Here is a 21,504-nt window from a genome sequence, read left to right as displayed (position 1 = left end):
CAGCGCAAGGGTAGCCCGAGCCGGGTCACGGCTCGACGGTGATCGCCTGCCCCTGACGCAGAGCGGTGAACAGCTGGCTGGCGCCCTGCTCGTTCCACAGCACGGCGCTGCCCACGTCGGTCGGGTAGTTCGGCTCGGCCACCGGCACGGTCACCGAGTTGCCCTCGCCAGCCGCCACCGACCGCATCGCCAGCGCCATCCGCCCGGCCTCCACCATCGAGGTGTCGTCGCCCAGGCTGATGGCCGAGCCGGTGGCCGTGCCGACCTCGTGCAGGCGCCAGGGCACCAGCACCGTGCTCGGCGTCACCATCTTGTCCACGAGCGCCGAGAGGAACTCCCGCTGCCGCTCGACCCGGCCGATGTCGCCGCGCGGGTCGCTGTAGCGCATCCGCACGTAGCCCAGCGCCTGCGGCCCGGTCAGCTCCTGGCACCCGGCCGGCAGGTCGATGTGCGCCTTCTCGTCCGAGATCGGGTCGTCCAGGCACATCTCCACCCCGCCGACACCCTCCACGACGCTGACGAACCCGCCGAAGCCGATCTCCAGGTAGCCGTCGATCGGGAGGCCGGTGGCCCGCTCGACGGTGTCGACGAGCAGCTCCGGGCCGCCGCTGGAGTGCGCGGCGTTGAGCTTGTTCCACCCCGCGTCGCGGATCTCGACGTAGCTGTCCCGGGGCAGGCTCACCAGGGTGGGCTCACCAAAGGTCGGGACGTGCAGCAGCATCACCGTGTCGGCGCGGTGGCCCTCGGTGAAGCCGGCGCCGAAGCTGTCCCGTTGGTCCTCCGTCAGCTGCTCGCGACTGTCGGTGCCGACCAGCAGGTAGTTCTCCCCGGCCGCGGCGGCCGGCCGGTCGGAGACGTCCGGCGTCGCGTCGAGCCGGTTCACGCTGCCCCAGACCATGGCCACCACCACGAGCATCGTCACGACGTAGGCGACGACCAGCAGCACGATCAGCGCCAGGAACCGCCGGAAGCCGTAGCGCGGTCGACGCCGCCGCGGGGGTCGGTCACCGCCGCGCGGCGGTGCGGCATACCTGTCGTCTCGGTCGTGCCGGTCGTCGTAGCCGTCCGCGTACTGGTCGTCGTACCCGTCGTCGAACCGGTCGTGGCGCTCGGACGACCGGGGTGCCGAGGTGCGCGGGATCCGCTCGGTGGGATCGGGATCGCTGCGCTGGGGCCGGCGCGGCGTGCGCGGCATCGGCCGGGTCCAGTCGTCCTCGGGGTGGTTGGGCACGGAAGAAGAGACTACGTGCTCGACCTTGCCGAGACCTGGGAGCGCCGCGCCCTGCGCGCGCACCTGAACGGTAACCTCGCGCACGTGAGCCCGTCGTCCGGCCCCCGTGCCCACCAGCAGCACCCGCCCGTCTCGATCATCATGACCGTCCTGAACGAGGAGGCCCACCTGCCCGAGGCGGTGTCCTCGGTGCTGTCGCAGGACTACCCGGGCCCGATGGAGCTGGTGCTGGCCGTGGGGCCCAGCTCGGACCGGACGCGGGAGGTCGCCGACGCGCTGGCGACCGCGGACCCGCGCATCGTCGTCGTCGACAACCCGTCCGGCCGGACGCCGGACGGGCTGAACGCGGCCGTGGCGCGGTCCCGGCACCACGTCGTGGTGCGGATGGACGGTCACGGCGAGCTGAGCGAGGGCTACATCACCCGGGCGGTGGAGCTGCTGGAGCAGACCGGCGCGGCCAACGTCGGTGGCATCATGCTCGCCGAGGGGACCGGGCCGGTGCAGGAGGCCGTGGCGATCGCGATGCGGTCCCCCCTGGGGATGGGGGGCGAACGCTTCCACGTGGGCGGAGAGGCCGGGCCGGCCGACACGGTCTTCCTCGGGGTGTTCCGCCGCGAGTGGCTGGACCGCGTGGGCGGCTACGACCCCGCCTACACCCGGGCGCAGGACTGGGAGCTGAACCACCGGATCCGCGCCGCGGGCGGGACGATCTGGTTCACCCCGGAGCTCACGGTGACCTACCGCCCGCGGTCCACGTTCCGTGCGCTGGCGCGGCAGTTCTACACCAGCGGCCAGTGGCGGCGACAGGTGGTGCGCCAGCACCCGGACTCGGTCAACGCCCGCTACCTCGCGCCGCCGGTCGCGGTCACGCTGCTCGCCGCGGGGACGGTCGGGGGGCTGGCCTGGAAGCCGCTGTGGCTGCTGCCCCTGGGGTATGCCGCGGCCGTCGCCGTCGGCGGCGCGTGGATCGCGCGCGGCCGGGAGGCGGGTGTGGTCGCCCGGATGCCCGCCGTGCTGGCCACCATGCACCTCACCTGGGGCGCCGGCTTCCTGCGGGGGCCCCGGGACTAGCCGGGACCCGCCCTGGTCAGCCCTGGGTGGGCGGGGTCGCCTCCGGGGTGGGCTCGTCCACCGCGATCCGCAGCGGCGGCTGGGTCTTGGCGACGACCTCCTCGGCGGTGACGCCGGGCGCGAGCTCGCGCAGCACCAGCCCGTGGTCGGTGACGTCGATGACCGCCAGGTCGGTGATGATGCGCTGCACGACCTGGAGGCCGGTGATGGGCAGGTCGCACTCGTCGACGATCTTGGCCGAGCCGTCCTTGGCGACGTGGTCCATGAGCACGACGACCTTCTTGGCGCCGAGCACCAGGTCCATCGCGCCGCCCATCCCCTTCACCATCTTGCCGGGGATCATCCAGTTGGCGATGTCGCCGGCGGCGGAGACCTGCATGGCCCCCAGGATGGCCGCGTCGACCTTGCCGCCGCGGATCATCCCGAAGCTGGTCGCCGAGTCGAAGAAGCTCGCCCCGGCCCGCACCGTGACCGTCTCCTTGCCCGCGTTGATGAGGTCGGGCTCCTCCTCGCCCTCGTAGGGGTAGGGGCCGACCCCGAGGATGCCGTTCTCCGACTGCAGCACCAGCTCGACGTCGTCGGGCACGTAGTTCGGGACCAGGGTGGGCATCCCGATGCCGAGGTTGACGTAGTCGCCGTCGTGCAGCTCCGCGGCCGCGCGGGCCGCCATCTCCTCACGGGTCAGTGCCATGGCTCAGGCCTCCTGGTCGGCGCGGGGGCGCGTGGTGCGCTTCTCGATGTCCTTGTCGGTGGCCTGCTCCGGGGTGAGCGGCAGCACCCGCTGGACGTAGATGCCGGGCAGGTGCACCTCGTCCGGGTCGATCTCACCGGGCTCGACCAGCTCCTCGACCTCGGCGACCGCGACCTGGGCGGACATCGCGCAGAGCGGGTTGAAGTTGCGCGCGGACTTGTTGAAGACGAGGTTGCCGTGCCGGTCGCCCCTGGCGGCCCGCACCAGGGCGAAGTCGGCGAAGATGGCGTGCTCCAGCACGTAGTCCCGCGTCTGCTCGCGGACCGTGAACTCACGGGTCTCCTTGGCGGGGGACTCCACGACGACCTCGCCGTCGCTGTCGTAGCGCCAGGGCATACCCCCCTCGGAGACCTGCGACCCGACCCCGGTCGGGGTGAAGAAGGCGGGGATGCCCGCACCGCCGGCCCGCAGCTTCTCCGCCAGCGTCCCCTGCGGCGTGAGCTCCACCTCGAGCTCGCCGGAGAGGTACTGACGGGCGAACTCCTTGTTCTCCCCGACGTAGGAGGCGATCACCCGACGGATCCGCCCCTGCTCCAGCAGCAGCCCCAGCCCGGCCCCGTCGACGCCGCAGTTGTTGGACACCACCTCCAGCTCGGAGGTGCCCTGGGTGAGGGCCTGGTGGAGGAGCACGGTGGGGATGCCCGAGAGCCCGAAGCCACCCACCGCGACGGTCATCCCGTCGGCGAGTCCAGCGAGCGCGTCCTGGGCGGAGGCGACGACCTTGTCCATGGCGCCGAGGCTACCTGTCGCGGGGCTCCGCCCGGACGTGGGGCCGGTCGGCCGCGCGGTGGCTGATCCCCTCGGCGTCCCAGCGGGGATCGTCGTCCGCGGGGCCCTCCCCGCGGACCAGGACCGCCGAGGAGCCGAGCGCCAGGAGCTGGAGCACCTGCCGGACGAAGAGACCGCGGTCCGTGGTGGTCACGAGGACCCGGGCGTCGGCGGGCAGCTGCCCCATGTCGTCCAGCAGCTCGCCGTACCTCACCCGGTCGCCGGCGGTGACCAGCGCGGCGTCCTGCTCGCGGGCGTCGTCCCACGCGGTGAAGTCGTCGGCGAAGCTGGCCAGCTCGGCGGCCTCGTCCATCACGCCGGACCGCAGCTCGGTGCCGAAGTGCCGGGCGAGCGCCGGGAGCGCGACGGCGACCACCTCGTCGCAGTCACCTGCGACCTCGCTGTCCGGGTCGCCGGTCACCAGCACGTCGGCCCCCTCGTGCGCGTCGACGGTGAGGGTGGCACCCACCGACCACACCGCCAGGGCCCAGTAGGCCAGCCGCCAGTGCGGCGCCGGCAGGTCGACCAGCACGACCGAGCCCGGCTGCACGTCCAGGCCCTCCTGCAGCGCGTTCGCCGCCTTCGCCACCCAGGTCCGCAGCACCTTCCGGGACACCTCGATGCGCTCGCCCGTCCCCTCCGGGGAGTCGTCGTAGTAGGTGAGGGCTGGGGTGGTCGGGTCGGCGGCGACGGCCCGCGCCAGGGTCTCTGCTGGGAACTGCACGGGCCCAACGCTAGCCGGTGGTGTTGCGCAGCCGGCAACCAGCGAGGCAGGGTGCCGGAGTGTGAGCACCGCCCGGCACCGTGTGTGGCGCCCGTCCGGCCCGCTGGACGTCGGCGCGACCTGGGGCACGCTGCGGCGCGGCGTGGGGGACCCGTGCTGGCGGCAGCAGCACGGGGAGCTGTGGCGCGGGCTGCGGACGCCGGACGGTCCGGTGACGCTGCGGCTGGCCCGCCGGGGGGTCGGTGCGCCGGTCGCGGCCCAGGCCTGGGGGCCGGGGGCGGAGTGGGTGCTGGACGCCCTGCCGCGGATGCTGGGTGAGGGTGACGACCCCCGGGGCTTCACCCCTGCCCACGAGCTGGTCGCGCACGCGGCCCGTCGGCACCCGGGGTGGCGGGTGCCGCGCACCGGTCTGGTGCTGGAGTCGCTCGTCCCCGCGGTGGTGGAGCAGAAGGTCACCGGCCAGGAGGCCTTCTCCGGATGGCGCCGGATGGTGCAGCGGTTCGGTGACGTGGCGCCCGGCCCCGGCGGGGTGCTGGGCCTGCGCGTGCCGCCGTCCGCGCCCACCCTGACCCAGGTCCCGTCGTGGGAGTGGCTGCGGGCGGGCGTCAGCCCGCAGCGGGCGGACACGGTGCTGCGCGTGGTCCGCGTCGCCGCCCGGCTGGAGGAGTGCGTGGGACTCTCGTCGGCGGCAGCACGGGCCAGGCTGACCGCCGTGCCCGGCGTGGGGGTGTGGACCGCCGCCGAGACGGCCCAGCGCGCGCTCGGCGACGCCGACGCCGTCTCCTTCGGCGACTACCACGTGGCCGCCAACATCGGGTGGGCGCTCACCGGTCGCCCGGTCGACGACCACGGGCTGGTCGAGCTGCTGCAGCCGTATGCCGGGCACCGCTACCGGGTGCAGCGGCTGCTGGAGCTGACCGGTGCGGGGAGGCCGCGGCGCGGGCCGCGGATGGCGCCGCGGACCCATCTCCCGGTCAGCCGCCGGCGGGCGGGCTGAGCACCTCGACGTCGGCGTGCAGGTCCTCGGAGGCCAGCGCCACCTCGAGCCGGGCGGCCACCCGGCCGGCGAGCGCCGGGTCGTCGGCCGTCACCAGCAGGCCCTCCGACGGCGAGCCGGTGATCCGGACGCCGCCCGGGTCGTGCCCGAGCAGGGCGAGTCGGCACGCCCGGTCCAGGCGCAGCCCCGCCGCCTCGGGCAGCACCGAGGGCAGGCCGACGGCCTCGGCCGCGGGGGTGCCGGGCGGGGCCCCGAGCGCCGCGCGCACCGCCTCCCGGTGGCCGAGCGAGAACCAGTCGCCCGGGCCGGTCCGCACCAGGGTGCGCGCTCCCGGGCCGGTCGCGTCGGTGACGAGGTGCGGCAGGCCACGGACCAGGGCGGCCCCCGTGCCGGACGCCTTGCCCTTGGCCAGGTCGGCGGCGGCGGCGATCTCGTCCGCCACCGCCCGGCTGGTGACCGAGAGCTCCCGGCCGTCGCTGTCCGCGCCACCGCGCAGGTCGTCGACCACCCGCACGCCGCAGGCACCCAGGGCGAGGTCCGTCTGTCCATCCCGCCAGGGCCGGCCGGCCGTGTCGCTGAGCAGGAGGCCGAAGGGGACGCTCGTCCCGGTCCGCTCGCGCAGCCGTGCGTGCAGGTCGCGGGCCGCCTCGTCCGGGTCGTGCGGCAGCAGCAGGAGACCACCGAGGGGGCCGGTGTTGCTGGCGTCGACGCCGGCGGCCGCCAGCACCGGACCGGCGAGGGACTCGACGACCTGGGTCAGGCCCGCGGGGGTGACCCGCTCGGCCACCACCCGGACGCTCTCGCCCCGGACCACCTCGGTCCGGTCGGCCGGCGCGACCCGGCGCAGCCCGAGGGCCTTGGAGACCAGCTTGCTCGACACCACCAGCACATCGCCCTCCCGCAGCCCTCCGCAGGCGGGCAGCCGGCCGGCCAGCTCCTCGGCCAGGTCGGACCCCTCGGTGATCTCGGGCAGGCCCGGCACGGGGATGACCTGGATCGTGCCGGTCGGTGAGCCCGGACCCACGGTCACGCCCGCCGCACCGGTGCCGGCGTGCCCCTGAGCTCGCGCCCCAGGTCGAGGGCCGCGCGGGCCAGCCGGGCCGCGCCGGGCTGGTCGCGCATGAGCAGGTCGAGCGCGCGGACCTGCACGCCGGTGGGGTAGCGGGCAGCGGCATCGGCGTCGTCCACGAGCCACCCGTCCAGGAAGTCGGCATACAGGCCGGCGACCCCGGCCGCGCTCACCTCCACGCCGAGCGGTGCCAGGCAGGCGTCCGCGTGCCCGCGGACGGGGCGGCCGCCGAGCAGCGGGCTCACCCCGACCACCGGTGCCCGGGTGCCCCTCAGCGCCTCCCGGACCCCCGGGACGCCCAGGATGATCCCGATCGAGACCACCGGGTTGCTCGGGGGCAGCAGCACCAGATCGGCGCCCCGGACGGCGTCCAGGACGTGCGGTGCCGCGGTCGCCCCGGCCAGGCCGGCGACGGTGAAGCGGCGGACCGGCAGGGCGGCGCGGTGCTTCACCCACCACTCCTGGAAGTGGATCGCCCGCTCACCCCCGTCCTCGTCGTCGACGACCACGTGCGTCTCGATCGGGGTGTCGGTCGCGGGCAGCAGCCGGACACCCCGGGCGGGGAGGCCCCACCGGTCGGCGAGCCGCGCCGTCACCTGGCTGAGCGTCATACCCTGCGCCAGCCACCTGCTCCGGGCCAGGTGCGTGCCGAGGTCGAGGTCTCCCAGCGTGAACCACTCCGGCCCGACGCCGAGGGTGGCGAGCTCGCCGGAGACCCGGGTGCTCTCCTGCGCCCGGCCCCACCCCTGGTCCTCGTCCACTCCGTCACCCAGGGTGTAGAGCAGGGTGTCCAGGTCGGGGCAGACCCGCAGCCCGACCAGGGTGATGTCGTCGCCGGTGTTGCCGATCACCGTGATCGAGGGGTCGGGCCCGAGGGCCGGGTCGGCCGCCAGCGCGTGGACCAGCCCGCGGACGAAGCGGGCGCCTCCGACGCCGCCGGCGAGAACGGTGATCTGCATGCCCCCTATTGTCCGTGCGGGGCGTTGTCTAGCAGATCCGGGGTTGACTAGAGCGGATGACACGCGTGTAATTCAGGTACGTGTGGAGGCGAGAGGTCGAGGAGGAGCCATGCACGAGCTGGAGCTGATGTCGTTGATGCACGGTATCGACGACACCGAGGAGATGTCCTGGCAGGAGCGAGCACTGTGCGCGCAGACGGACCCCGAGGCGTTCTTCCCGGAGAAGGGCGGGTCGACGCGGGAGGCGAAGAAGGTGTGCGTCGGGTGCGAGGTCCGGGCCGAGTGCCTGGAGTATGCCCTCGCCCACGACGAGCGCTTCGGCATCTGGGGCGGACTGTCCGAGCGTGAGCGACGCAAGCTGAAGAAGCGCGCGGTCTGAGCACCACGGGCACCCAGGTCGCCGGGACCGATCCGGACGCACCGGCCGCCACCATGTCCACGTCCCCCGACGAGCCCACCGCGGGCCGCGCCCCGGCGCCCGGTGGCGGTCGGCCCGACCTGGACGACATCAGCGTCGTGCTCCTCCCGGCGCCCGCTGGGCCCCGCCACCTCGACGGCGAGGACCAGGAGGCGCCCGAGGGGGAGACGCTGCGCGCGGTGGCCGGGCAGCGACGGCGTGCCCAGCGGGTGCTCGTGCTGCACCCGGAGCCCACCGGGGAGGACGCCGACCGGCTGCGCCGGCTGGCGGACGACCTGGGCCTGCCGGTCACGATCCTCGAGCACGAAGGACTGGACCGGTCCACGGCGGTCGCGACGGCGCTGGACGCCCTGCCGGACCACCAGGGGCAGTGGATCTGGTTCCTCAGCACGGATGCGCGTCCCGAGCCGGGCGCGCTGGCCGCGCTCGGCGCGGCAGCCCGGCGCAGCAGCCGGGTCGGGGTCGTGGGCCCCAAGCTGGTGCGGGAGGACCAGCCGCGGCTGCTGCGCTCCCTGGGGCACCACCTGACGCCGGCGGGTCGCGTCGTCGACCCGACGCGCGCCGCGCTGGTGGACCAGGGCCAGCTGGACCTGCGCCAGGACGTGCTGGGAGTCCCGCTCAGCGGATCCCTGGTCCGGGCCGCGGTCCTCGAGCAGGTGGGTGGGATCGACCCCGCGTTCGGCCAGGACGGCGTGGACGGCCTGGACCTGGGGTGGCGCAGCCACCTCGCCGGCCACCGGACGGTGGTGGCGCCAGACGCCGTGGTGCGGCAGGGCGAGGCCGGTCTTGGCGTGGAGGACCCCCTGCGCACCCGGGTGCGGGTCCGGCAGCTCGCCCTCGCGCGCGGGTCGCTGTGGGCGGCCCCCTGGCGCGCCCTGGGGGTCCTGGTCACCAGCCTGGCGGCGGCTCTGGTCCTGCTGCTCGTCAAGCGGCCGGCCGAGGCGGCCGGCGAGTGGGCCGACGTGCGAGCGGTGCTGCGGCCGGGTCGCGGCCTCGCCGCCCGTCGACGGTTCCGTGGGCACGGGAGCGTGGCTCCCCGCGACCTGGCCGGGCTGCACGAGCCGCCCGGCACCGGGTGGCGCGCGACCCTCGACATCGTCGGGGAGGCCCTGGACCCGCGGTCGCGCAGGTCCCGGGGGGCGGCGGGGTCGCCCGGGGGAGCACTGGGCAGCGGCCCGGTGTCGGAGGACTTCGACGACCTGGCCGGGGAGGGTCGGCGGTCGCGATGGTGGAGCTGGCCGCTCGCCCTGGCCGTCCTGGTCACGGCCGCGCTGACCGCCTGGGCCGGTCGTGGGCTCTGGCCGGGGCTCGACCCGGCCGGCGCCGGCCTGACCGGGGGAGAGCTGGGCGTGGTGGCCACCGACGCCCAGGGTCTGTGGGCGTCTGCCGTGGAGGGCTGGCGGGGTGCCGGGCTGGGGCACGACGACCCCGCGGCACCGTGGCTCGCCCCGCTCGCCGCGTGGTCGGCCCTGCTCGGGGCGCTCCCCGCCGCCGGACGCACGGTGGCCGGCCCGGCTCTGGCCTGGCTGCTCGCCCTGGCCCCCGCGCTGAGCGTCGCCAGCGCCTACCTCGCGCTGCGCCGCAGCACCCGACGGCGCTGGGTCCGGGCCGCGCTCGGCCTGGGGTGGGGCGTGTCCGCACCGCTCGTGGTGGCGCTCGGCGAGGGTCGGGTCGGCCCGGCGGTGGTGCACGTGCTGGCGCCGCTGCTCGTGGCCGGACTCGCCGTCGTCGCCCACCGGGCCGGGGGAGTGCGTCGGGCCGCCGCCACCTTCGCGACCGTGCTGGGGCTGGCCCTGGCCGCCCAGTGGGTGCCCATGGTCCTGCTGCTGGGCAGCGTCGTCGGGCTGGTGCTGCTCGTCCTCGGTCGAGGGAGCGCCCGGTGGCGCGGCGCGGTGATCGCCCTCCTGCCGTGGCTGCTGGTCCTGGCGTGGTGGCCCTGGCTCGTCGCCGGACCCGTCCAGCTGCTCGGTGGTGCGGGGGCCACGTCGGCCGTCCCCTCGTTGCCCTCGGCGTCGACCTGGCAGCTGCTGCTGCTGCATCCGACCGGCGTCGACCCGGGCGGCTCGGGAGCGCTGCCCCTGTGGCTCGCCGTGCCGTGGTGGCTGGCCGCGCTCGCTGCGCTGCTCCTGCCAGGCGGGGACGGTCGCCGGGCAGGCGGGCTGCTCGCCCTCGCGGTGGGTGCCCTCGGTCTCGCGCAGGTCGCCGTCCGGACCTCGCTGGGGGCGCTGCCGGCCGGGCACTCCGAGGCCGGCCTGGTCGTCACCTCCTGGCCCGGCACGTGGCTGTCGGTCGCCGGCGCCGCGCTGCTGCTCGCGGCCGGGCTGACCGTGGACGCGCTGCTGCGGACCTCGGGTCCCGCGTCCCGGCGGGTGCCGGCCGGGCTGGCGGCCGCCCTCGTGCTGGTGGCACCGCTCGTCGCCGCCGGATGGACGACCTGGGCGCCGCAGGCACGTCCCGCGCTGGAGCTGGCGCAGGATCCCGTCCCGGCTGTCGCGGCCGAGCAGGCGCGCGGACCGGCCGCCGTCCGCACCCTCCTGCTGCGTCCCCAGGGCGACGCGCTGCTGGTGGACCTGCAGGGCGCCGAGCCGGAGCCCTCCCGGGTGCTGCGCGACCGGACGGCCGAGCTCGCCGCCGGGGTGCCCGTGCCCGGCCCCGTCGAGCAGACCGTCGCCGCGCTCGTCGGCGGTGCCTCCGCGGACGACGCGGCGCAGTCGCTGCTCGACCTCGGGGTGGGCTACGTGCTGCTGGAGGCGGACGACGCGCACCCGGCCGCCGACGACCTGGACCGGGTGTCCGGACTCATCAGGGTGTCCAGCCCGGAGGGTTCGGTCCTGTGGCGCATGGTCGACGGTGAGCCGGCACGCACCACGGTCGTGGCGGCGGACGGGAGCACGGTGCAGGTGCTGCCGGCCACCGGGCCGCACGGTGCCGCGAGCGGGACCGTGGAGGTGCCGCCAGGGGCGGCGCTGCGGGTCTCCGAGGGTCCGGGCTGGGGTGAGCATGCCCGCGTCCGGGTGGACGGCGAGGTGCTGGAGGTGGGGTCGGCCGACCAGGTGGCCCTGCCCGAGGGGAGGCACCTCGTCGAGGTGGACCTGCCGACGCCGGGCCTGCCCTGGCAGCTGCTGACGCTCGCGCTGGCGGCGGTCGTCGCCTTCCTGGCGCTGCCGGTGGGACGGACCGAGCGCGGACCGCAGGAGGTGCCATGACCGAGCAGGCGGACGAGCCGACGGAGCACGAGCAGGAGCCGGCGGCACCCGAGGACGGTTCCCGACCGGCGCGCCGGGCCGCGTGGTGGCGGCTGGGCGCCGGAGTCGTCGCGGTCGGTGCGCTGACCTGGGGGAGCCTGCAGGCCGGCGCCTGGGGACCCGGCGGGTCCGGCGACGGAGCCGGGAGCTCCGCAGATGCCGGGACGGGTGCGGGGCCCGCGGTCGGGGGCACCGTCGAGGGTGACCCGGTGCTGGTGGAGGAGGCTGCCCTCGGCTGCGCCGGCGTGGACGGGCTGCAGGGTGAGGTGGTCGCGGCGCTGCCTCCCGCGGAGCTGGGGACGCCTGCCCCCGCCGACGACGGGGCGAGGCTGGTCGGGGTGCCGGCGGAAGAGCAGGACACGGATCCGACGAGCCTCGGGTCGGGCTCGCCGTCCGCCGGGCTCGCGCTGGACGGAGCGTCTGCCGCCCTGCTGACCGGGACGGGAGCCGCCGCACCGGGGCTGGTCGCGGGGCGGGTGACCGGTGGGACCGAGCCCGGCGCGCGGGGGGCCGCCCTGACCGCGTGCACCACGGCCGCGGAGAGCCACTGGTTGCTGGCCGGGGACGCCGACCCCGGTCGGACCGAGCAGCTCGTGCTGATCAACCCCGGGTCGGACCCGGTCCAGGTCGATCTGGACGTCCGGGGGTCGGGGGGTGCGGAGCAGACCGTGGGCGGGTCCGACCTCGTGGTGCCGCCCGGAGAGCAGCTGGTCCGGCCCGTCGACGCCCTGGTCGCCGGGGTGGAGTCGCCCGCGGTCGGTGTCCGCGCCGAGGGTGGTCCGGTGATCGCCCAGCTCACCGACACGGAGCGGGACGGCACCACCGACCTCGGCCTGGACGTGACCACGCCGAGCGCGGAGCCGGCCCGCGACCTGGTGGTCCCGGCGCTCCCGACCCAGGTCGAGGACCAGGAGCTCGTGCTCCGGGTGCTCGCGCCCGACCAGGCGGCCGTGGTCGAGATCGGGGCGCTGACCGAGGACGGCAGTGCGACGCCCGGCACCTCGGCCGTCCGGGTCGCCGCCGGCGCCAGCGTGGACGTGCCCCTGGACCAGCTTCCCGAGGGGGTGGTGGGCCTCCGGCTGCGGTCCGACGAGCCGGTCACCGCAGCCCTCCAGATCCGGCTCGCACCCTCCGGCGACGAGCCGGTCGAGCAGGACGAGGCGACCTCCACCGCCGACGACGAGGCGACCTCCACCGCCGACGACGAGGCGACCTCCACCGCGGACGACGACGCCACGACCACCGCCGCGCCGAGCGGCACCGACCGCCCGCTGGTCCGTCCGGCCGGGGACCTCGCCTGGCTGCCCGCCACGCCGATGCGGCTCGAGCCGGTCGGGATCGGCGTGCCGGCCGGGCTGGCCGCCGTGCCGGACGGCGAGCTCGAGCTGTCGGTGGCGGTGCTGGACGCCGCCTCCGTGGAGGTGCTGATGCTGACGGACACGGGCGAGACCACCGTCGAGAGCCTCGACCTGGCCAACGACTCGACAGCCCTGCTCCCCGTCCCCCCGCAGGCGCGGGCGCTCTGGGTCCGGCCCGCGGACGCCGGGACGACCGGCGTGGCCGCGGCGCTGCACCTGACCGGACGCGACACGCTCGGCCCCTACCGGGCCGCGAGCACCCTCGGGCCGGTGCCGTGGTCGCGCGAGGTGACCGGCATCACCCGCATCGTGCCCTGAGGCGCCGAGCTCAGACGAGGTCGTCCGGGTCCCGCCCCAGCATCCGGGCCACCTGCTCGACGACCACCTCGGTGACCAGGCCGGCGAGCTCGACCTCGTCGGCGGCGCGGTGCTCGACGGGGCGGCGGTAGACCACCAGACGGGCGGGCATACCCGACTCGGCCGGGAAGAGCCGGCCCAGGGCCACGCCGTGCTCCCAGGGCGCCGGGTCCGAGGGCGGGACCTCCTCGACCGCCAGCTCCAGCCCCAGGCTGCTCCCCACCCGCTGCTCGACCCGCTCGGCGGCGTCCAGCACCAGCTCGTCGAAGCGGTCCCGGCGGGCGTTCATCGCCGGCACGCGGGGCCAGGCCAGGGGCCCGCGGACCCCGTGCCCCCGACGGTCCCGACGCGTGCCCATGGTCGCGACGATAGAGCACCCGGTCGGACCGGACCTCGGGGTGGCATCGCAGGATCGGGGGTGGCGGCACCTACAGTGTCGAGGGTGACCCTGACTCGCCAGTGCTCGAAGACGGCGTGCGTCCGCCCCGCGACGTCGACGCTCACCTACGTCTACGCGGAGCAGACCGCCGTGCTCGGGCCACTGGCGACCTATGCCGAACCGCACAGCTACGACCTGTGCGAGGAGCACGCCGGCCGGCTCACGGCGCCCCGCGGCTGGGACGTGGTCCGCCTGGAGCTGCCCGAGGGGGAGCCGCGGCCCCCGGTCGACGACCTCGCCGCGCTCGCCGACGCCGTGCGCGAGCACCGCGGCACGATGGTGCGGGTGGACCCGGCGCAGCCCCAGCACGAGGGCGCGACCGTCACCGAGATCACCCGGCGCGGTCACCTGCGGGTGCTGCGCGACCGCTGACCCCGGCGGCACGGACATGCGGCTGACCGACGTGGTCAAGGCCTACGACGTGCGTGGGCTGGTGCCGGAGCAGCTGGACGCCGGCGTGGCGCGAGCCCTGGGGTCGGCCTTCGCGCAGGTGGTGGTCCGGCCCGAGGAGCAGACCGGCATCGTGCTCGGGCGGGACATGCGGGAGTCCTCGCCGTGGCTCGCCGACGCCTTCGCCGACGGCGTGCGGTCCCAGGGCGTCGACGTCACGAGCATCGGCCTGTGCTCGACCGACGGGCTGTACTACGCGAGCGGGACCCGGGAGCAGCCGGGCGCGATGATCACGGCCAGCCACAACCCCGCCGGCTACAACGGCATCAAGCTGTGCCGGGCCGGCGCCCGGCCGGTGGGCCACGACTCCGGGCTGCAGGAGGTCCGCGACCTGGCCCAGTGGCTGCTCGACCGAGGCGACCTGCACCACCTGCCCGCCGGTCCGCGGGGTGGGTGGGCCGAGGAGGACCTGCTGCAGGAGTACGCCGCCCACCTGCACACGCTCGTGGACCTCTCCGGGATGCGCCCGCTGCGGGTCGCGGTCGACGCCGGCAACGGGATGGCCGGGCTCACCGTGCCCGCCGTGCTGGGGATCGACGGCCTGCCGCTGCGTCTGGATCCCCTCCACCTCGAGCTGGACGGCACCTTCCCCCACCACGACGCCAACCCGTTGGACCCCGACAACCTGCGCGACCTGCAGGCGATGGTCCCGGAGCGGGGCGCGGACGTCGGGTTCGCCTTCGACGGGGACGCCGACCGTGTCTTCGTCGTGGACGAGCGGGGGCGGCAGGTGACGGCGGCGGCCGTCACCTCGCTGCTCGCCCGGCGTCAGGTCGCCGCCGAGGTCGCGGCCGGACGCGCGCCGGAGGAGGTGGTGGTCGTGCACGGGTCGATCGTGTCCCGTGGCGTGGAGGAGACGGTCGCCGACACGGGCGCCAGGCTGGTCCGGTCCCGGGTGGGGCACACCTTCGTCAAGGCCGCCATGGCCGAGCACGAGGCGGTCTTCGGCGCCGAGCACTCGGGGCACTACTACTTCCGCGACTTCTGGTATGCCGACAGCGGGCTGCTCGCGGTGCTGCACGTCCTCGCGGCGCTGGGGTCCACGGACCGACCGCTGTCCGAGCTGATGGCGCAGCACGACGTCTATGCCGCGTCGGGGGAGATCAGCACCTCGGTCCCGGACGTGGCCGCCGCGACCGAGCGGGTCCGCCGGTGGGCGACCGGCGAGGGCGCGACGGAGCAGCCCGGCGACGGCCTGCTGGTGAGCGTCGCGGGTGAGCCGTTCTGGTGGGTCTCGCTGCGGCCCAGCAACACCGAGCCGCTGCTGCGGCTCACCGTCGAGGCCGCCGATGGTGAGACGATGGCCCGGGTCCGGGACACCGTCCTGGCCCTCGTGGAGGAGGAGTGAGATGGCACGACCCGAGTTCGACCCGTGGGTGCGCAGCATCATGCGCTGCCCGGTGGGTCGGCACGAGCTGGTCGACGTGACGACCGACGACGGGGAGCCTGCACTGCAGTGCGCGCAGGACTGCGAGGGAGCGGGCCGTCGCCTCCGCTTCCCGTGGCGCGAGGGCATACCCGTGCTCCTGGTCGACGACGCCGTCGTCGTGACGGTCGCCGACTGAGGGCGGCGCGGAGGTCAGGCATGCCCTACATCGACGAAGCCCTGCTCGACGACCCCGACGAGCTGCAGCGCAAGGACTCCCGGGACACGCTGCGCGCCCTGGCCAGCGCCGGGGCCCAGGTGCGCGAGGCCGTGACGCTCGCGGACGAGGCCGGGATCGACCGCCTCGCCAGCACCGAGCGGCCGCGCTCGGTCCTGGTCGCCGCGATCGGCGGGTCGTCCATCGTGGCCGACGTCCTCGAGCTGCTCGCCGAGCCGGGGTCCCCGGTGCCGGTGCAGGCGCGGCGCAACCTGCCGCTGCCGGGGTGGGTCGGTCCGATGGACCTGGTGGTCGCCGTCTCGCTGTCCGGCCGCGCGCCGGGTCCGCTCGCGGTCGCCGCGGAGGCGGCACGCCGCGGGGCGATGCTGCTCACCGTGGGCGCCGAGGACTCCCCGCTGGCCGAGGTGTGCCGGCGCGCCCGCGGCGTGCACGTCGGGGTGGGCACCGGGCGCACCAGCTCGCGCACGGCGCTGTGGACCCTGCTCACCCCGGTGCTGATCGGCGCCGACCGGCTGGGCCTGCTGGACGCGCCGGCCGAGGTCGTGCACGGGGTCGCCGAGCGGCTGGACCTGCGCGCGGAGCAGTTCCGTCCCTCGTCCGACGCCTTCGTCAACCCGGCGAAGGTGCTCGCGATCCAGCTCGCGGAGACCGTGCCGGTGGTGCTCGGGGACGGTCCGCTGGGCGGGGTCGCCTCGGCGCGTGCCGCCTCGATGCTGGCCCGCACCGCGCGCATCCCCGCGACCTTCGGCGAGCTCCCGGACGCGGCGAGCGGGATCGTGGCCTGCTTCGACGGCCCGTACACCGCGATCGGCGGCCGTCGCGCGGGCACCTACGACGACGCCCGCATCCGGCTGGGCGACATCGACACCTCCGGCTGGGAGCCGCACCACTTCGACGAGCCGGAGGGTGAGCTGATGGAACGCCCCCGCGGTCCGGCGGAGTCCGGTGCGGGCGACGACATCTTCGCCGACCCCTACCTGGACGGTCCGACGCCGCCGCGGCTGGGGCTGCTGCTCCTCCGCGACGCCCCGCTGACGCCTGCCACCCATGAGTCCGTCCAGGCGGAGGCCCTGACGGACGCGGTGCTGTCCACGGCCCGCGAGGCCGGCGCCCGGGTGATGGAGGTCCAGGCCGAGGCGGGAGAGCCCGTCGTCCGGCTCGCCGACCACGTCGCCGCGGTGGACTTCGCCGCGACCTACCTGGCGATCGGGCTCGGGCTGGACCCCTCGGTCTCCCCACACGTCGCGGACCTGCGCGACCGGACCAGGTGAGCGGGATGTCGGGCAGCGACAGCGGGGGCACCGAGCCCGATCTCGACCCCATCACCCGGCATACCCGCTCCCGGCGGGACCTGGAGCAGGGCATCGAGCGGGACTTCGGCCAGAACCTCTCCTACGGCGCCTACCTGGACCTCCCGACGCTGCTGTCGGCCCAGCACCCGCGTGCCACGCCGCCGCAGCACGACGAGCTGCTCTTCATCATCCAGCACCAGACCACCGAGCTGTGGCTGCGCCTGGTCATCCACGAGCTCACCAGCGCACGGGCGCTGCTCGCGGCCGACGACCACCGCCAGGCGCTGAAGCGGATCGCCCGGGTGAAGCACATCCAGGCCTCGATGACCGAGCAGTGGTCCGTGCTCGCCACCCTCACGCCGAGCGAGTATGCGCAGTTCCGCGCGTTCCTGGCGACCGGGTCGGGCTTCCAGAGCTGGCAGTACCGCGCGGTCGAGTTCATGCTCGGCAACAAGAACGCGGCGATGCTCCCGGTCTTCGCGCACGACGAGGACCAGCACGCGGAGCTGGAGCGGCTGCTGCACGAGCGCAGCCTCTACGACGAGGTGCTCGCCTGGCTGGCCCGGCGGGGTCACCCCGTCCCGGAGCACGTGCTCGGGCGGGACGTGTCCCAGCCCTACCAGCCGGACGACGGCGTGGTCGCGGCCTGGGGCCGGATCTACGCCGACCCGCAGGAGCACTGGGCGGAGTACGAGACCGCCGAGGAGCTGGTGGACCTGGAGGACAACTTCCAGGTGTGGCGCTTCCGGCACCTGAAGACCGTGGAGCGGATCATCGGCAGCAAACGCGGGACCGGGGGGTCCAGCGGTGTCCCGTTCCTGCGACGGGCGCTGGAGCTGACGTTCTTCCCCGAGCTCTACGACGTGCGCTCCGCCATCCAGGACGTGGCGCCGGAGGGGTACCACGGAGGTGACGGCCGTGGCTGAGCCGACCGCTCCCGGGCCGGACCGGGCGAGGTGGCTCGACGCGCAGGATCCGCTCCGCGGCTTCACCACCCGCTTCGAGCGCGCCGAGGGCGTCGTGGCCTACTTCGACGGCAACTCGCTGGGGCGACCCGTGGAGGGCGTGGCGCAGGAGCTGGACCGCTTCGCGCGGGAGGAGTGGGGGACCCGGCTGATCCGGTCGTGGGACGAGGGCTGGATGGGCTGGCCGGAGCAGGTGGGAGACCTGGTCGGGCGTGCCGCGCTCGGCGCCGCGCCAGGTCAGACGGTCGTGGCCGACTCGACCACGGTGCTGCTCTACAAGACGTTGCGTGCCCTGGTGGACCACCAGGTCGCTCTCGACCCCGCGCGCACCGACCTGGTGCTGGACACCGACAACTTCCCGACCGACCGCTACGTCGCCGAGGGGATCGCCGCCGAGCGCGGTCTCACGCTGCGGTGGATCGACGCCGACCCGGCCTCGGGGGTGGATGCGGACCAGGTCCGGGCCGTGGTGGGGGAGCGGACCGGGGTCGTGCTGCTCTCCCACGTGGCCTACCGCTCCGGCTTCGTGGCCGACGCCGAGGCCATCACCGAGGTCGTGCACGGCGCCGGGGGGATGGTGCTCTGGGACACCTGCCACAGCGCGGGATCGGTGCCGGTCCGTGCCGACGACTGGGGCTGGGACGCGGCGGTGGGCTGCGACTACAAGTACCTGGGCGGCGGCCCGGGCGCGCCGGCCCACGTCTACCTCGCCCACCGGCACCACGACATACCGTCGCTGCGGCAGCCGATCCAGGGGTGGATGGGCCGGCGCGACCCGTTCCTCATGGAGCAGGGCTACGTGCCCGCCGCGGGGATCCGTGCGCTCGTGAGCGGCACGCCGCCGATCGTGGGGATGGTGCCGGTGCGCCGCGGCGCCGAGCTGCTCGCGGAGGCGGGGATCGAGGCGGTGCGGACCAAGTCGTTGGCGCTGACGGATTTCGCCTGGTCGGTGGTGGACGCCTGGCCGCAGCACCTGGGCGTGGTCGTCGCCAGCCCGCGGGAGCACGCGCGCCGCGGCGGGCACCTGACGTTGCGCCACCCGGCGTTCGAGGAGGTCTACCCCCGGCTCTGGGATCGGGGCGTCATCCCGGACTTCCGCTCTCCCGACGGCCTGCGTCTCGGGTTGTCTCCGCTGTCCACCACCTTCGTCGAGGTGTGGGAGGGGCTGGAGGCGGTGCGGGAGGAGCTGGAGCGCGCCGGGTCGCGCTAGAAGGGTGGCGGCTGGTCGCGGCGGTCGTCCCAGGCGCGGCGGGTGTCGCGGTCGTCGGTATCCACGTGCTGGGATCCGCGTTCGGGCTCGTGGGCGTCGCGGTCGTCGATGTCGACCGTGGGTCGTGATGTCTGTCGAGCGCGGGTCGGAGTGATGAACATCCACCGGGACAGGGGTCCGCCGTGGTCGCCGGTGCCGGGGTGGTCGTCCTCGTCGGTGAGGAAGGCGTCGGGTCCACGATCGCTGAGGGCGGCGTAGAGCGCGTGGTTGATCAGGTCGCGCTGGGTGGCCGGGTCGAGTGGTGCCTGCGCCGCGGCAGGGGCGCCCCGGTCCGGAGGTGTGCCCGGTCGGGGCGCGGCGTCTGGCTGGGGGCGGGTGTACTGCCGGTGGTCGTGGGACCGGGTGGTGGTCGTGTGGCCGAGCAGGGTGGTCCAGGTCAGGTCGCGCAGCTGGTTGATGCTGGCGGTCGCGAGGCCGAGGGTCTTGAGCTGGTGGTGGCGCTTGTCGAGGGCGACGAGGTTGGTCTCCGCGGTCGGTCCCCCGGTGGGTGGTCCGCCCGCAGGGTCCGGTGCGCCGGCCCAGGGGATGACGTGGTCGAGCTCGCAGCCGGAGGCGGGGTGCCGGGTGCCAGGAGCGCGTGAGTGGACGTCGGCGGCGAGGACCTGGCGGCGCATGTCGGCGTCGGGCCGGTAGGTGGCCTGGGTGCGTTCGATCAGGCGGCCGTCCGCGGGATCGGTGAGCAGCCGGGTCACGGTCGTGCCGGGTAGGAGCGCCAGCTCGCGGAGGTGTCCGGGGGTCAGGTAGGCAGAGTGGTGCCCCAGCAGCTGAGCCACGTCCCTGCGTGGTGGCGGGTCGATGGCCCCGCGGGCCGTGCGGTCGTGGGTGTGGACGCAGGCCGGGGTGCCGGTGAGGGCGTCCCAGGGGACGATGACCTGCAGCTGGACGGTGGGCATACCGGTGACGACCCGGGCGATGTGCTCCAGGTCGGGCGTCTGCAGCTCTCGCCAGGCGAGGGTGGCATCGGCGTCGGTCTCGGCGGCGGCGGCGTCCGCGTTCGTGGCCGCGTCGTTGTTCGTCGCAGGCGTGCCCGTCGCCGGAGCGGGTCTGGCTCCCGGCAGCGGGAGATCGCCGTGCACGAGCAGGGCGCTGGCGATGTCGGCGCGGAGCTGGTCCAGGGTGCGGGTGTCGCCCTGCTTGCGGAGCAGGCGGGCGGCGCGTTCGATGCGGGTGTGGGCGGCGACCATCGCGATCAGCGGCCCGGTGACGGTCAGGGTCGCGGTCCCGTCGTCCTCGACGACCATGCTCGCCCGGCGACTCTGGTAGGCCGCGCGACGGCGCTCACGCTCGGCCTGCACGTCGACGCCCTCGGCGCGGACGGCTTCTCGCTCCAGAGCGGCCTTGTAGTCCGCGGCGGGCCACGGCGTGCCGCGCAGCGCGTCGTCGGGGGTGAGGCGCTCGGGAGCGGCGGTCGCGGGGTCGGTGCCGAAGAGGGACTCGGCCACGAGAGCGGCGTCGTCACTGGTCAGCCCGGCGCAGCGGCGCCAGAAGTCGCGGACCATGCCCCAGGTGATCTCACCGGTGTCGAGCGCGGCCAGCACGGGTGCGCGCACATCGACGGGTGCGCAGGCGATCCCGACCAGCTGCCGGGTCTCGGTGACGCCCAGGCCGAGGGTGGCCTCGATCTCGGCGCACGCGGCCCGCTTCGCCTCGGCGCGCCACGCCCGGCGCCGAGCATCGGTGAGCTCGTCCACGGAGGTGAAACCCTTGCCCGCGAGCAGCGCCTGCCCGGTGGTGGCGACCACGACCCGGGCTGCCTCGATCAACCGGGCATCCAGCCCTGCCCGTGCGGCCCCGATCACCCCCAGCGCACCGAGCGCCGCATCCCCCGGCTCCTCCCGCACAGGCTCGACCACCGATGCGACCATCACATCCACCTCCCCCCGAGGCCGTCCGCTTCACCCGCCGCTCCGGCGAGCTGACACCGCCAGCATACTCGAACATATGTACGAAGTCAAGCGACCCTCAAGATCTGTGGAGATCACCCGGGGGCGTCGGCGAGCGGTCCGCTGAGGAACCAGCGGTGACCGAACGGGTCGCGGAAGACCGCGACCCTCCCGGCCGGTGGGCTGTCCTCCGGACCCCGGTCCAGCTCGACCCCGCGCTCCTGGACCCTGCGCGCCACGGCGTCGACATCATCGACGGTCAGGTGCATGCTCACCGCGCAGCCGCGGTCCGGGTCCGGCGCCTGCACGCCCGCCGACTCGAACTGGTCCGACATCATCCAGCGCGCACCCTGCACCGCGAGCTCGCAGTGACCGACCTGGCCGTCGTCCATGACGATCGGCTCGAGGACGAGCTCTGCGCCGAGCGCCTGCTGGTACCACTCGATCGCCGCCCGGCTGTCGGTCACGCAGAGGTACGGAATCAGCTCGCTCATCTCACGACTCCTCGACGACGTCCGGTGGTCCTGAGCAGGAGCCTCTCACGACGGGGCGGAGTGTCGCCCTCCTTCGTGGCGACCTAGATACCCCAGGCGGCTAAGAAGTCAAGCGGCGGGTGCTTGGCGGTGGGCCCAGGCGGTGTGTTCGTCGTAGGT

20 protein-coding genes are annotated in these 21,504 nt (G+C 75.1%); 11 read left to right on the top strand and 9 right to left on the bottom strand.

What is annotated here, in order from left to right:
• Positions 1–25 precede the first annotated feature (25 nt).
• A complete protein-coding gene (locus FXF60_RS05800; protein WP_151524437.1) occupies positions 26–1,231 on the bottom strand; it encodes an LCP family protein in 1,206 nt (401 codons plus the stop codon).
• Positions 1,232–1,246: 15 nt separating this feature from the next.
• Between FXF60_RS05800 and FXF60_RS05795 the strand changes: the two genes are divergently transcribed.
• Entirely contained in the window at positions 1,247–2,302 is a 1,056-nt protein-coding gene (locus tag FXF60_RS05795) for a glycosyltransferase family 2 protein (protein ID WP_367889957.1), read from the top strand.
• Between the two features lie 16 nt (positions 2,303–2,318).
• Here the strand turns inward: FXF60_RS05795 and FXF60_RS05790 are convergent, their stop codons facing one another.
• The 3 genes from FXF60_RS05790 to FXF60_RS05780 are packed head-to-tail and all read right to left on the bottom strand — an operon-like array spanning position 2,319 to position 4,545.
• Entirely contained in the window at positions 2,319–2,993 is a 675-nt protein-coding gene (locus tag FXF60_RS05790; RefSeq protein WP_151524435.1) for a 3-oxoacid CoA-transferase subunit B, read from the bottom strand.
• A gap of 3 nt (positions 2,994–2,996) precedes the next feature.
• Entirely contained in the window at positions 2,997–3,782 is a 786-nt protein-coding gene (locus tag FXF60_RS05785; RefSeq protein WP_151524433.1) for a CoA transferase subunit A, read from the bottom strand.
• 10 nt (positions 3,783–3,792) lie between these two features.
• A complete protein-coding gene (locus tag FXF60_RS05780) occupies positions 3,793–4,545 on the bottom strand; it encodes a TIGR03089 family protein (protein ID WP_192796621.1) in 753 nt (250 codons plus the stop codon).
• A gap of 61 nt (positions 4,546–4,606) precedes the next feature.
• Here FXF60_RS05780 and FXF60_RS05775 point away from each other — a divergent pair, with 61 nt between their 5' ends.
• Positions 4,607–5,542, top strand: coding sequence for a DNA-3-methyladenine glycosylase family protein (locus tag FXF60_RS05775; RefSeq protein ID WP_151524430.1), 936 nt, complete (start codon positions 4,607–4,609; stop codon positions 5,540–5,542).
• Here FXF60_RS05775 and FXF60_RS05770 read toward each other — a convergent pair.
• Both FXF60_RS05770 and cofD read right to left on the bottom strand, forming a co-directional pair.
• Positions 5,520–6,572: a coenzyme F420-0:L-glutamate ligase gene (locus FXF60_RS05770; protein ID WP_151524428.1), complete on the bottom strand. Its 1,053-nt coding sequence runs from the start codon at positions 6,570–6,572 to the stop codon at positions 5,520–5,522. The genes FXF60_RS05775 and FXF60_RS05770 overlap by 23 nt on opposite strands.
• Positions 6,569–7,570 (bottom strand): 2-phospho-L-lactate transferase, encoded by a 1,002-nt coding sequence (cofD, locus tag FXF60_RS05765; RefSeq protein WP_151524426.1) that lies wholly within the window; start codon positions 7,568–7,570, stop codon positions 6,569–6,571. The genes FXF60_RS05770 and cofD overlap by 4 nt, the downstream gene beginning before the upstream one ends.
• A 109-nt stretch (positions 7,571–7,679) precedes the next feature.
• Between cofD and FXF60_RS05760 the strand changes: the two genes are divergently transcribed.
• From FXF60_RS05760 to FXF60_RS05750, 3 genes are read left to right on the top strand one after another with little or no spacing between them, the layout of a single operon-like run.
• Entirely contained in the window at positions 7,680–7,949 is a 270-nt protein-coding gene (locus FXF60_RS05760; protein WP_151524424.1) for a WhiB family transcriptional regulator, read from the top strand.
• Between the two features lie 53 nt (positions 7,950–8,002).
• Positions 8,003–11,194, top strand: coding sequence for a glycosyltransferase (locus FXF60_RS05755; RefSeq protein WP_151524422.1), 3,192 nt, complete (start codon positions 8,003–8,005; stop codon positions 11,192–11,194).
• Complete coding sequence (locus FXF60_RS05750) at positions 11,191–12,909, top strand: DUF5719 family protein (protein WP_151524420.1); 1,719 nt, start codon at positions 11,191–11,193, stop codon at positions 12,907–12,909. The genes FXF60_RS05755 and FXF60_RS05750 overlap by 4 nt, the downstream gene beginning before the upstream one ends.
• Positions 12,910–12,919: 10 nt before the next feature.
• Here FXF60_RS05750 and FXF60_RS05745 read toward each other — a convergent pair whose 3' ends face one another.
• A complete protein-coding gene (locus FXF60_RS05745) occupies positions 12,920–13,306 on the bottom strand; it encodes a metallopeptidase family protein (protein WP_151524418.1) in 387 nt (128 codons plus the stop codon).
• A gap of 84 nt (positions 13,307–13,390) precedes the next feature.
• Between FXF60_RS05745 and FXF60_RS05740 the strand changes: the two genes are divergently transcribed.
• From FXF60_RS05740 to FXF60_RS05715, 6 genes are read left to right on the top strand one after another with little or no spacing between them, the layout of a single operon-like run.
• Complete coding sequence (locus tag FXF60_RS05740; RefSeq protein ID WP_151524416.1) at positions 13,391–13,759, top strand: DUF3499 domain-containing protein; 369 nt, start codon at positions 13,391–13,393, stop codon at positions 13,757–13,759.
• Positions 13,760–13,775: 16 nt separating this feature from the next.
• A complete protein-coding gene (locus FXF60_RS05735; RefSeq protein ID WP_151524414.1) occupies positions 13,776–15,185 on the top strand; it encodes a phosphohexomutase domain-containing protein in 1,410 nt (469 codons plus the stop codon).
• Position 15,186: 1 nt separating this feature from the next.
• Positions 15,187–15,402, top strand: coding sequence for a hypothetical protein (locus FXF60_RS05730; RefSeq protein WP_151524412.1), 216 nt, complete (start codon positions 15,187–15,189; stop codon positions 15,400–15,402).
• 20 nt (positions 15,403–15,422) lie between these two features.
• Positions 15,423–16,712: an SIS domain-containing protein gene (locus tag FXF60_RS05725; RefSeq protein ID WP_151524410.1), complete on the top strand. Its 1,290-nt coding sequence runs from the start codon at positions 15,423–15,425 to the stop codon at positions 16,710–16,712.
• A gap of 5 nt (positions 16,713–16,717) precedes the next feature.
• Positions 16,718–17,659 carry a tryptophan 2,3-dioxygenase gene (locus FXF60_RS05720; RefSeq protein ID WP_151524408.1) on the top strand — a complete coding sequence of 314 codons (942 nt, stop codon included), beginning with the start codon at positions 16,718–16,720 and terminating at the stop codon, positions 17,657–17,659.
• Positions 17,652–18,908 (top strand): kynureninase, encoded by a 1,257-nt coding sequence (locus tag FXF60_RS05715; RefSeq protein ID WP_192796620.1) that lies wholly within the window; start codon positions 17,652–17,654, stop codon positions 18,906–18,908. Before FXF60_RS05720 ends, FXF60_RS05715 begins: the two co-directional genes overlap by 8 nt.
• Here FXF60_RS05715 and FXF60_RS05710 read toward each other — a convergent pair.
• The gene (locus FXF60_RS05710; protein ID WP_151524404.1) at positions 18,905–20,821 is read right to left on the bottom strand and encodes an HNH endonuclease signature motif containing protein; all 1,917 of its coding nucleotides are present in this window, start codon (positions 20,819–20,821) and stop codon (positions 18,905–18,907) included. The two genes, FXF60_RS05715 and FXF60_RS05710, sit on opposite strands and share 4 nt — an antisense overlap.
• A gap of 125 nt (positions 20,822–20,946) precedes the next feature.
• Positions 20,947–21,345, bottom strand: coding sequence for a VOC family protein (locus tag FXF60_RS05705; RefSeq protein ID WP_151524402.1), 399 nt, complete (start codon positions 21,343–21,345; stop codon positions 20,947–20,949).
• Positions 21,346–21,504 lie beyond the last annotated feature (159 nt).

It is taken from the genome of Serinicoccus kebangsaanensis (genome assembly GCF_008919445.1).
GTDB lineage: Bacteria > Actinomycetota > Actinomycetes > Actinomycetales > Dermatophilaceae > Ornithinicoccus > Ornithinicoccus kebangsaanensis.
Note: the sequence above shows the minus strand (reverse complement) of the source record. Positions and strands in the feature narration are given on the sequence as shown.

Excerpts from the sequence above, each read along its gene's own strand:
- FXF60_RS05720 (WP_151524408.1), top strand. The coding sequence starts at position 16,718 with ATGTCGGGCAGCGACAGCGGGGGCACCGAGCCCGATCTCGACCCCATC.
- FXF60_RS05705 (WP_151524402.1), bottom strand. The coding sequence starts at position 21,345 with ATGAGCGAGCTGATTCCGTACCTCTGCGTGACCGACAGCCGGGCGGCG.
- cofD (WP_151524426.1), bottom strand. The coding sequence starts at position 7,570 with ATGCAGATCACCGTTCTCGCCGGCGGCGTCGGAGGCGCCCGCTTCGTC.
- FXF60_RS05730 (WP_151524412.1), top strand. The coding sequence starts at position 15,187 with ATGGCACGACCCGAGTTCGACCCGTGGGTGCGCAGCATCATGCGCTGC.
- FXF60_RS05750 (WP_151524420.1), top strand. The coding sequence starts at position 11,191 with ATGACCGAGCAGGCGGACGAGCCGACGGAGCACGAGCAGGAGCCGGCG.
- FXF60_RS05745 (WP_151524418.1), bottom strand. The coding sequence starts at position 13,306 with ATGGGCACGCGTCGGGACCGTCGGGGGCACGGGGTCCGCGGGCCCCTG.
- FXF60_RS05790 (WP_151524435.1), bottom strand. The coding sequence starts at position 2,993 with ATGGCACTGACCCGTGAGGAGATGGCGGCCCGCGCGGCCGCGGAGCTG.
- FXF60_RS05725 (WP_151524410.1), top strand. The coding sequence starts at position 15,423 with ATGCCCTACATCGACGAAGCCCTGCTCGACGACCCCGACGAGCTGCAG.
- FXF60_RS05785 (WP_151524433.1), bottom strand. The coding sequence starts at position 3,782 with ATGGACAAGGTCGTCGCCTCCGCCCAGGACGCGCTCGCTGGACTCGCC.
- FXF60_RS05735 (WP_151524414.1), top strand. The coding sequence starts at position 13,776 with ATGCGGCTGACCGACGTGGTCAAGGCCTACGACGTGCGTGGGCTGGTG.
- FXF60_RS05755 (WP_151524422.1), top strand. The coding sequence starts at position 8,003 with ATGTCCACGTCCCCCGACGAGCCCACCGCGGGCCGCGCCCCGGCGCCC.
- FXF60_RS05760 (WP_151524424.1), top strand. The coding sequence starts at position 7,680 with ATGCACGAGCTGGAGCTGATGTCGTTGATGCACGGTATCGACGACACC.